Origin of the sequence: Streptomyces sp. NPDC044984, assembly GCF_040646935.1 — a bacterium.
In the GTDB taxonomy this organism is placed as follows: domain Bacteria; phylum Actinomycetota; class Actinomycetes; order Streptomycetales; family Streptomycetaceae; genus Streptomyces.
Genome location: NZ_JBEZBE010000077.1, coordinates 1 through 11,684, shown reverse-complemented (window position 1 = coordinate 11,684; position 11,684 = coordinate 1). Strand labels below are relative to the sequence as shown.

Annotated in this window: 2 protein-coding genes; both read left to right on the top strand. The window is 76.2% G+C overall.

Features of this window, described 5'->3' with window-relative positions; all coding sequences use genetic code 11:
• Nucleotides 1–11: 11 nt before the first annotated feature.
• A complete protein-coding gene (locus AB0A94_RS38100) occupies nucleotides 12–6,995 on the top strand; it encodes a type I polyketide synthase (protein ID WP_361751555.1) in 6,984 nt (2,327 codons plus the stop codon).
• Between the two features lie 10 nt (nucleotides 6,996–7,005).
• A partial coding sequence (locus AB0A94_RS38095; RefSeq protein ID WP_361751553.1) for a beta-ketoacyl synthase N-terminal-like domain-containing protein occupies nucleotides 7,006–11,684 on the top strand: 4,679 nt, incomplete at its 3' end.

Here is an 11,684-nt window from a genome sequence, read left to right as displayed (position 1 = left end):
TGTCGGTGCCGGTGCTGCGCAAGGACCGTCCCGAGGAGACCGCGCTGCTCACCGCGCTGGCCCGGCTCCACGTCACCGGCGTCGACATCGACTGGGACGCCTGGTTCCGCGGAACCGGCGCCCGTCGTACCGAGCTGCCCACCTACGCCTTCCAGCGCGAGCACTACTGGCCCGAACCGGCTGCCGCGCCCGGCGCGGGAGCCGGGCAGGACCCGGCGGACGCCGCCTTCTGGGCCGCCGTGGAACGGGAGGACCTCGAGGCGCTGTCCGCCACGCTCGACCTGGACGACACCGTCCTGTCGGACGTGCTGCCCGCGCTCTCCTCGTGGCGCCGCGGACTCGACGAACGGTCCCTGGTGGACGGCTGGCGCTACCGGGTGAGCTGGCGTCCGCTGACGGCCGGCGCCGTCAAGTCCCCGGCCGCCGACGGCCCCTGGCTCGTACTGATCCCCACCGTGCTCGACGGCGACCCGTGGGCCGAGGCCGTCGCCGACGCCCTCGGCGCCGACGCGGTGCGCGTGGTCTGCGCTCCGGACGACGCCGCTCTCGGCGGACGGCTGGCGGAGGCCGCCGACGGCACCGAGTACGCCGGTGCGGTCTCCCTGTTCGCCGCAGCGGCGGACGGCGGCGCCGACGGTGCGCTGCCGTCCGGTGCCGCCTGGCCCGACGTCCTGCTGGACGCCCTGGACGGCGCCGGGATCACCGGCCGCCTGTGGGCCGTCACCCGGGGTGCCGTCTCCGTCGGCCGTTCCGACGCCGGAACCGACCCCGTGCAGGCGGCGGTCTGGGGCCTGGGCCGGGTCACCGCCCTGGAGCGGCCCGACCGCTGGGGCGGTCTCGTCGACGTCGACCACGTGGCCGACGCCCGCACCGCCGAGCGTCTGCGGGCCGTCCTGACGGCGACCGGGACGGACGCCGAGGACCAGGTCGCGCTGCGCGCCTCCGGTGCCTACGGCCGACGGCTGGTCCGGGCGGCGGCACAGCGCCCGGACGCCCCGTGGCGGCCCACCGGCACCGTGCTGGTCACCGGCGGCCCCGAGGGCTTCGCCGGTCACGTCGCCCGCTGGCTGGCCGGGAACGGCGCCACCGGCGTGCTGCTGGCCGTCCGCGGCGAAGCCGATGCCCACGCGCTCGACGCGCTGCGTACCGAACTCGCCGATTCAGAGACGGAGTTCACGGTGGTCGTGTACGACCCGGCGGACCCCTCCGTCCTCGCCGACGCGGTGGACGCCCTGCCCGGCGGCCGTCCGCTCACCGCCGTGATCCACACCGGTGACGACGGCGCCCCCGCCGAAGAAGCCGCCGCCCCCGGCGCGGACGCGCTCCTCGCCGCCGTGCGCCGGGACCTCGACGCGCTGGACGCGGCCACCGGGGACCGGAACCTGGACGCCTTCGTCGTGTTCGGCTCCATCTCCGGGGTCTGGGGCGTGAGCGGTCAGGGAGCCGGCGCCGCCGCGGGCGCCTACCTGGACGCCGTCACCCGGGAACGCCGGGCGGACGGCCGTACCGCGGTCGCCGTCTCCTGGGGCGCCTGGACCGGCGCGGGACCCGACGGGCTCGCCGCCCACCTGCGCGCCAACGGCCTGCCCGCGATGGACCCGCACCGGGCCCTGACCGTGCTCGGCGCGGTCGTCGGCGACGCCGTCGCCGACCCGTTGGCACCGGCCTCGGTGACCGTCGCCGACGTGCTGTGGGACCGCTTCGCGCCCGCCTTCACCCGCACCCGGCCCGGCCGCCTGTTCACCGAACTGCCCGAGGCGCGGCGCGCCCTGGACGCGGCCGGTGGCGGCGACCGCGCGGACGCCGGCACCGCCGGCACGCTCCGCACCCGGCTGCGGCGGCTCGACGAGCGGGACCGGCTCCCGTACGTCCTGGACCTGGTCCGCACCGAGGTCGCCTCGGTGCTCGGCCACGCGGGCGCCGGCGCCGTACCCGCCGAACAGGCCTTCAAGGACCTCGGGTTCGACTCGCTGACCGCCGTCGACCTGCGTAACCAGCTCGCGACCGCGACCGGGCTCACTCTGCCCGCCACCCTGGTCTTCGACTACCCGACGCCCACCGCGCTCGCCGGGCACCTGCTGACCGGGCTCCTCGGTGAGGACACCGGCCCGGCCACCCCGGCCGCGCGCGGGACGGACGCCGGGGCGGCCGACGACCCGATCGTCATCGTCGGCATGAGCTGCCGCTACCCGGGCGGGGTGCGTTCGCCCGAGGACCTGTGGGAGCTGGCCGTCGCCGGCATCGACGCCATCGGGGCCTTCCCCACCGACCGCGGCTGGGACCTGGACCGGCTCCTCGACGGGGACCGGGACGGCCGGGGCCGCAGTGTCACCCGCCACGGCGGCTTCCTGTACGACGTCGCCGACTTCGATCCCGACTTCTTCGGCATCTCCCCGCGTGAGGCCCTGGTCATCGACCCGCAGCAGCGGATCGTGCTGGAGGCCGCCTGGGAGGCCCTGGAGCGGGCCGGCATCGACCCGGCCGGGCTGCGCGGCGGTGACACCGGCGTGTTCGTCGGCGGCGGCAGCGGCGACTACCGTCCCGCCGTCGGCCAGGTCGGCCACGTCGAGACCGCCCAGTCGGCGAGCCTGCTCTCCGGCCGGCTGTCCTACACCCTCGGCCTGGAAGGGCCCTCGGTCAGCGTCGACACGGCCTGCTCGTCGTCGCTGGTCGCGCTGCACCTCGCGGCGCAGGCCCTGCGCAACGGCGAGTGCTCCCTCGCCCTCGCGGGCGGTGTCACCGTGATGTCGACGCCGGTCGGCTTCGTCGAGTTCGGCGAGATGGGCGCGCTGTCCCCGGACGGCCGCTGCAAGGCCTTCTCCGACGACGCCGACGGCACCGCGTGGGCCGAGGGCGTGGGCATGCTCGTCGTCGAGCGGCTCTCCGACGCCCGCCGCAACGGCCACCAGGTCCTCGCCGTGCTGCGCGGTTCCGCGATCAACCAGGACGGCGCCTCCAACGGCCTCACCGCCCCCAACGGCCCCTCCCAGCAGCGCGTCATCCGCAAGGCGCTGGCCGCCGCGGGCCTCACCGCCCGTGACGTCGACGCCGTCGAGGCGCACGGCACCGGCACCGCGCTCGGCGACCCGATCGAGGCGCAGGCCCTGCACGCCACCTACGGCCAGGACCGTGACCGACCGCTGTTGCTCGGCTCGCTGAAGTCCAACCTCGGCCACACCCAGGCGGCCTCCGGTGTCGCCGGCGTCATCAAGATGGTCCTGGCGATGCGGCACGGCACCCTGCCGAAGACCCTGCACGTCGGCACGCCGTCCTCGCACGTCGCCTGGGACCCGGACGCCGTCCGGCTGCTGACCGAGGCGACCGTCTGGCCCGAGACCGGGCGTCCGCGCCGCGCGGGCGTGTCCTCCTTCGGCGCCAGCGGCACCAACGCCCACGTCGTCCTGGAACAGCCCACGGCCGACACCACCTCCCCGGCCCCGCACGCCGGGCAGGACCCGGCGGCCGCGGGACCGCTGCCGGTGGCCCTGTCCGCCGTCACCCGGGACGCCCTGGCCGAACAGGCGGACCGCCTGCTCGCCCGGCTCACCGACGGAACGGACCCGGCCCCCGCGCACTCCACCGCCTCGGTCGCCGACCTGGCGCTGTCCCTCGGCACCACCCGCTCGGCGTTCGAGCACCGCGCCGTGCTCGTCGCCGCCGACCGGGCCGAACTCCTCGACGCGCTCACCGCGCTCGCCGGGGACCGGACCGCCCCGAACGTCCTGCGCGGCCGGGCCGCGCCCGGTGGCCGGACCGCGTTCCTCTTCCCCGGCCAGGGCTCCCAGCGGCCCGGCGCCGGCCGTGAACTGTACGACCGGTACCCGGTGTTCGCCGAGGCCCTGGACGCCGTCGCGGCCCGCCTCGACCCGGAGCTCGACCGGCCGCTGCGCGAGGTGATGTTCGCGCCGGAGGGCACGCCCGAAGCGGCCCTGCTGGACACCACCGGCTACACCCAGCCCGCGCTGTTCGCCCTCGGTGTCGCCCTGTACCGGCTGGTCGAGTCCTGGGGCGTCCGCCCGGACCTGCTGGCCGGGCACTCCGTCGGCGAGATCGCCGCCGCCCACGTCGCCGGGGTGTTCACCCTGGAGGACGCCTGCACGGTCGTCGCCGCCCGCGCCCGGCTGATGCAGGCCCTCCCGGCCGGCGGCGCCATGATCGCCGTACGGGCGAGCGAGGAGGAGGTCACCGCACGGCTCGGCGACCGGACGTCACTGGCCGCCGTCAACGGCCCCGACGCGGTCGTGGTCTCCGGTGACGAGGACGCGGTCGTCGCCCTCGCCGAGGAGTTCACCGCACTCGGCCGGAAGACTAGGCGTTTGCGGGTGAGCCATGCGTTTCACTCCCTGCACATGGACGCCATGCTCGAGGACTTCGCAAGGGTCGCCCGGAGCGTGTCGTACACCGCGCCCACGCTGCCCCTGGTGTCGAACCTCACCGGGGAGACGGCCGTACCGGAGCGGGTGTGCGACCCCGGGTACTGGGTCGAACACGTCCGCGGCGCCGTCCGGTTCGGCGACGGGGTACGCGCCCTCGCCGCCCGCGGCGCCACCCGCTACCTGGAACTCGGGCCCGACGGTGTGCTCTGCTCCCTGGCGCAGGACACCTTCGACGCCCTCGCCGACGACAACCGCCCGGCCCCGGCCGCCGTACCGGCGCTGCGCACCGGACGCGACGAGGAGCGGTCCCTGATCGGCGCGGTCGCCCGGCTGCACGCCACCGGCCAGTCCCTCGACTGGGCCGCGCTGCTCGACGGCACCGGTGCCCGCCGCGTGGACCTGCCGACCTACGCCTTCCGGCGCCGCCGGTTCTGGCCCGACGCGACCCCCGCCACCCCGGACCCCGCGGCCGGCGCCGGTGACGGCGACGCCGCGTTCTGGGCGGCCGTCCAGGACGAGGACTTCGACGCCCTCGCCGGTGACCTGGGCGTCGACGGGGAGTCCCTGTCCCGGGTGCTGCCCGCGCTGCGGGACTGGCGCCGCAAGCGCGGCGACCAGGCCACCGTGGACGGCTGGCGCCAGCGCATCGCCTGGCGCCCCCTGAACCGGGCCGCCACCACCGGCGCACCGGCCGGCACCTGGCTGGCCGTGCTGCCCGCCGGAGGCGCCGACGATCCGTGGACCGACGAGGTGCTGCGCCTCCTCGGCCCCGCGACCGTCCGTCTGGAGGCGGCCGACGCCGACCGCGTCGGCCTCGCCGCCCGGCTGCGCGAACTCCAGGACGGTGAAGCCCCGTTCACCGGCGTGGTGTCGCTGCTCGCCCTCGCCGAGGGCGGCGACCCGCGGGCCCCCGGCACCCCGCTCGGCGCCACGCTCACCACCGCGCTGCTCCAGGCGCTCGGCGACGCCCGCGTCGACGCACCGCTGTGGTGCCTCACCCGCGGCGCCGTCGCCGTCTCGCCCGGCGAGAGCGTGCCCGCGCCGCTCCAGGCCGCCGTGCACGGCCTCGGCCGGGTCGCGGCCCTGGAGTACCCGCACCGCTGGGGCGGCACCGTCGACCTGCCCGACACCCTCGACGAGCGGTCCGCGCAGCGGCTCGCGGCGGTCCTCGCCGACCCCGAGGGCGAGGACCAGCTCGCGATCCGGCCCGCCGCCGTCTTCGGCCGCCGGCTCGCCGCCGTACGGCCCGGCACCCCCCGCGACTGGCAGCCCACCGGCACCGTCCTGATCACCGGCGGCACCGGCGCCCTCGGCGCCCACGTCGCCCGCCGCCTCGCCGGTGCCGGGGCCCGCCACCTGGTGCTCCTCAGCCGCGGCGGCCCCGACGCGCCCGGCGCGGGCAAGCTCCGCGCCGAGCTCGCCGAACTCGGCGCGGAGGCCACCCTCACCGCCTGCGACACCGCCGACCGGGACGCCCTGGCCGCCGTCCTCGCGGACATCCCCGCCCACGCGCCCCTCACCGGCGTCGTGCACACCGCGGGCGTCCTCGACGACGGCGTGCTCGACAGCCTCACCCCCGAGCGGTTCGAGACGGTCTTCCACGCCAAGGTCACCGGCGCGCTCCTCCTGGACGAGCTGACCCGCGGCCACGACCTGGACGTCTTCGCCCTGTTCTCCTCCGCGTCCGCCGCGGTCGGCAACCCCGGCCAGGGCAACTACGCGGCGGCCAACGCGGTCCTCGACGCCCTCGCCGAACGCCGCCGCGCCGACGGCCTGCCCGCCACCTCCGTCGCCTACGGCGCCTGGGGCGGCGACGGCATGGCCGGCGACGGACGCGCCGCCGCCCTCGCCCGGCGCACCGGCATCCGGCCGCTCGACCCGGACCTCGCGGTCCTGGCGCTGCGCCAGACCGTCACCGGGAGCGACCCGGTCGCGGTCGTCGCCGACGTCGACCCCGAGCGGTTCGTGCGGGCCTTCACCACGGTGCGGCCCAGCGCCCTGCTGACGGAGATGCCCGCCCACGCCGCCCTCGCGGCCGCCGCGACCGCCGCCGGAGGCGACGCCGGACGGGCCGCGCCCGAACTGCGCGACCGACTGGCCCGGCTGCCCGGCAACCGGCGCCTGGGGACCGTGCTCACCCTGGTGCGGGAACGCGCCGCCGACGTCCTCGGCCACACCGGAACCGACCTGGTGGGCCCCGACCGGGCCTTCCGCGACCTCGGCTTCGACTCACTCGGCGCCGTCGAGCTGCGCAACCAGCTCGGCGCCGCCACCGGACTCACCCTGTCCGCCACCCTCGTCTTCGACCACCCCACCCCCGCCGCCCTCGCCGAGCACGTCCTCGGCCGGCTGCTGCCCGACGACACACCGGGCGGCGAGACCACCGACGAGACCGCGCTGCGCGCCGTCCTCGCCTCGGTGCCCCTCGACCGGCTGCGTGAGATCGGCGTCCTGGAACCACTCCTGAAGCTCGCCGGGCGGACGCAGCAACCGGCGGCCGGGGCACAGGCGGAGCACACCGGCGCCGAGGACGTGTCCGACGCGTCCATCGACGCCATGGAGGTCGACGACCTCGTGCAGGCGGCACTCAACGGCAACCTTGACGAACAGCGGGACTGACGGAGCGACCATGACCACGCCCAGCGAAAAAGTTGTCGAAGCTCTCCGGGCCTCGCTCAAGGAGACCGAACGGCTGCGACGGCAGAACCGGGAACTCGCGGCAGCCGCCGCGGAACCCGTCGCCGTCGTCGCGATGAGCTGCCGCTACCCCGGAGGCATCGCCTCCCCCGAGGACCTGTGGCGGCTCGTCGAGTCCGGCACCGACGCCATCTCCGGCTTCCCCACCGACCGCGGCTGGGACCTCGACGCCCTGCGCGACGCCGGTACGGACGCCCGCGGCCACTCCGTCAGCCAGCAGGGCGGATTCCTCGACGGCGTCGCCGACTTCGACGCCGCCTTCTTCGGGATCTCGCCCCGCGAGGCCGTCTCCATGGACCCGCAGCAGCGCCTGCTGCTCGAAACGTCCTGGGAGACCCTGGAACGGGCCGGCATCGACCCGCAGAGCCTGCGCTCCAGCGACACCGGCGTCTTCGTCGGCACCAACGGCCAGGACTACGCCTACCTGCTGGTCCGCTCCCTGGCCGACGCCACCGGCGACATCGGCACCGGCATCGCCGCCAGCGCCACCTCCGGCCGCCTGTCCTACGCCCTCGGCCTGGAGGGCCCGGCGGTCACCGTCGACACCGCCTGCTCCTCCTCCCTGGTCGCCCTGCACGCCGCCGTCCACGCCCTGCGCGCCGGGGAGTGCGGCCTCGCCCTCGCGGGCGGCGTCAACGTCATGTCCGCGCCCGGCTCCCTGATGGAGTTCAGCCGCCAGGGCGGACTGGCCGGCGACGGCCGCTGCAAGGCCTTCTCCGACGACGCCGACGGCACCGGCTGGTCCGAGGGCGTCGGCATGCTCCTGCTGGAACGGCTCTCCGACGCCCGCCGCAACGGCCACCCCGTGCTCGCCGTGGTGCGCGGCTCCGCCGTCAACCAGGACGGCGCCTCCAACGGCTTCACCGCCCCCAACGGACCCTCCCAGCAGCGCGTCATCCAGCGCGCCCTGCGGTCCGCCGGCCTGACAGCCGCCGACATCGACGCCGTCGAGGCCCACGGCACCGGCACCCCCCTCGGCGACCCCATCGAGGCGCAGGCCCTGCTCGCCACCTACGGCCAGGGCCGCGACCCGCAGCGTCCGCTGCTGCTCGGCTCCATCAAGTCGAACATCGGACACGCGCAGGCCGCCGCCGGTGTCGCCGGCGTCATCAAGATGGTCATGGCCATGCGCCACGGCGTCCTGCCGCCCACCCTGCACGCCGACCGGCCGTCCCGGCACGTCGACTGGAACGCGGGCGCCGTCCGGCTCCTGGCCGAGCGCACCCCCTGGCCGGAGACCGGCCGCCCCCGCCGGGCCGGCGTGTCCTCCTTCGGCATCAGCGGCACCAACGCCCACGTCCTGCTGGAACAGGCCGAGCCGGCCCCGGAGCCCGAAGAGCCCGCCGCCCCGTCCCTCACCCCGGCGGTCGTGCCGTGGCCGGTCTCCGCCAAGACCGAGGACGCCCTGCGGGACCGGCTCGCGCAGATCACCGCACCCACCGACGCCACCGCCCTCGACACCGGCTACTCCCTCGCCACCGGCCGCTCGGTCTTCGAGCACCGGGCCGTGCTGCTCACCGGCGCCGACGGCGTACCCGCCGAGGTGGCCCGCGGCCGGGCCACGGAACGGTCACTGGCCGTCCTCTTCTCCGGCCAGGGCTCCCAGCGGCCCGGCATGGGCCGTGAACTGTACGCTCGATTCCCGGTGTTCGCCGAAGCCCTCGACGCCGTACTGCTCCGGCTCGACCGCGACCTCGACCGCCCGCTGCGTGACGTCGTCTTCGCCGGGCGCCGCACCCCCGAGGCGGAACTCCTCGACACCACCGGCTACACCCAGCCCGCGCTGTTCGCCGTCGAGGTCGCCCTGTACCGGCTCGTCGAGTCCTGGGGCGTGACACCGGAGTTTGTCGGGGGCCACTCGGTCGGCGAGATCGCCGCCGCCCACGTGGCGGGCGTCCTGTCCCTGGACGACGCCTGCACCCTGGTCGCCGCCCGCGCCCGGCTGATGCGGGAACTCCCGGCGGGCGGCGCCATGATGGCCGTCCAGGCCACCGAGGAGGAGATCACCCGCAAGCTGACCGCCGGTGTGTCGGTGGCCGCGGTCAACGGCCCGGACGCCGTGGTCGTCGCCGGTGACGAGACCGAAGTCCTCGCCCTCGCGGCCGGGTTCGCCGACCAGGGCCGCAAGACGCAGCGCCTCGCGGTGAGTCACGCCTTCCACTCGCCGCTGATGGAGCCGATGCTCGACGCCTTCCGCGACGTCGCGGAGGCACTCACCTACCACGAACCGCTCCTCCCGGTCGTCTCCAACGTGACCGGCGAGATCGCCGGCCCCGAACTGCTGTGCTCCGCCGACTACTGGGTGCGCCACGTACGGCAGGCCGTGCGCTTCGCCGACGGCGTGCGCGCCCTGGCCGCCGCCGGCGCCGACGCCTTCCTGGAACTGGGCCCCGACGGCGTCCTCACCGGGATGGCCGCGCGGGTGCTCGACGGCACCGCCGACACCGTGTCCGCGGCCGCCCTGCGCAAGGACCGCGCCGAGGAACGGGCCCTGCTCACCGCCCTGTCCCGGCTGCACGTCGCGGGCGTCCACGTCGACTGGGCCCGCTGCTTCGACGGGACCGGCGCGCGCCGCACCGACCTGCCCACCTACCCGTGGCAGCACGAGCGGTACTGGCCCGTCCTGATGGCCGCCGCCGGCGACGTGTCGGCCGCCGGCCTGGTCTCCGCCGAACACCCCCTGCTGGGTGCCGCGGTCTCCCTCGCGGGCCTCGACGGGGTCCTGTTCACCGGACGCCTCTCCGCGCAGACCCACCCCTGGCTGATGGACCACACGGTGGGCGGCGTCGTCGCCTTCCCCGCCACCGGCTTCCTGGAACTCGCCGTCCGCGCCGGCGACCAGGTCGGCTGCGACCGCATCGACGAACTCACCCTCGCCAAGCCGCTCATCCTCACCGAGAACGCCGCCGCCGTCGTCCAGGTGTGGGTCGGCGCCCCGGACGAGACCGGCGCCCGCAAGGTCACCGTCTACTCGCAGACCATGGACGACCCGGAGCAGCGCTGGACCGAGCACGCCAACGGCGTCCTCACCACCGGCGAGCGCACCACCCCCTTCGACACGAGCGTCTGGCCCCCGCGCGGCGCCGTCGCCGCCGACCTCGAGGGCTTCTACGAACGCACCGAGTACGGCCCCGTCTTCCAGGGACTGCGCGCCGTCTGGCGGCGCGGCGACGAGGCGTTCGTCGAGGTCGCCCTGCCGAACCAGGTCGACGACGCCGAGTACTACGGCATGCACCCGGCCCTGCTCGACGCCGCCGTGCAGTCCGTCGGCTTCGTCGGCCTCGGCGACGGCAAGAAGCTGCTGCCGTTCTCCTGGTCCGGGGTGTCCCTGCACGCGGGCGGCGCCTCCGTGGTCCGCGTCCGCGTCGCCCGGGTCGGCGAGGACTCCGTCTCCATCGCCGCGGTCGACGTCGAGGGTGCGCCCGTGCTCTCCGCCGAGTCGCTGATCCTGCGCGTCCCCTCCGCCATCCAGGCCCCCGCCCTGCGCAGCAGCGAACAGGACGGCCTGCTCCGTCTCCAGTGGACCCCCGCCCCCGACACCGGCGCCGACACGGACGTCCACTGCGCCGTCCTCGGCGCCGGCACGGGACTGCCGGGTGCCGCCCTCACCACCCTCGCCGACAGCCCGACCGCCTCCCCGCGGCCCGAGCTGGTCCTGGTACCGCTGGACGGCGGCGGCGAACTGCCCGCCGCCGCCCACACCCTCACCGCCCGCGCCCTCGACCTGGTGCACGAGTGGCTGGAGCTGAACCCGTCCGGACCGTCCCGGCTGGTGTTCGTCACGCGCGGCGCCGTCGCCGCCGACACCGGCGAGCGGGTGCACGACCTCGCCGCTGCCGCCGCCTGGGGCCTGGTCCGCAGCGCCGAGGCCGAGAACCCGGGCCGTTTCGCCCTGCTCGACCTCGACGCGGGCAGCCGCGTCGAGGCCGTGCTGCCGCTGCTGCCGGAACTCCTGGCCGGGGGCGACACCCAGTTCGTGGTCCGCGACGACACCGTGCGCGTCGCCCGGCTGGCCCGGCTGACCAGCGGCGCGAGCCTGCTCCCGGTCGCCGGACTGCCCTGGCGGCTCGACAGCGACGACCGCGGCACCCTCGACGCCCTCACCCTCGCCCCCTCCCCGGAGGCGCTCCAGGCACCGGAGGGCCGGCAGGTGCGGCTCGAGGTGCGGGCGGCCGGGCTGAACTTCCGCGACGTGATGAACGCGCTGGGCATGTACCCGGGTGAGGCCGGACTCCTCGGCTCGGAGGCCGTCGGCGTCGTTACCGGGACCGGTCCCGAGGTCACCGGGCTGCGGGCCGGGGACCGGGTGATGGGCATGGTGCCCGGCGGACTGGCCGACACCGTGCTCATCGACGAGCGCTATCTCGTCCGCGTCCCCGACGGATGGACGGACGAGCAGGCGGCCTCCGTGCCGCTGGTGTTCCTGACCGCCCTGTACGCCTTCCGTGACCTGGCGGGTCTGCGGGCGGGGGAGTCGGTGCTGGTGCACGCCGGTGCGGGCGGTGTGGGCATGGCCGCGGTGCAGCTGGCGCGGCATCTGGGTGCGGAGGTGTTCGCGACCGCGAGTGAGGGCAAGTGGGAGGCACTGCGGGGTCTGGGGCTGGACGACGA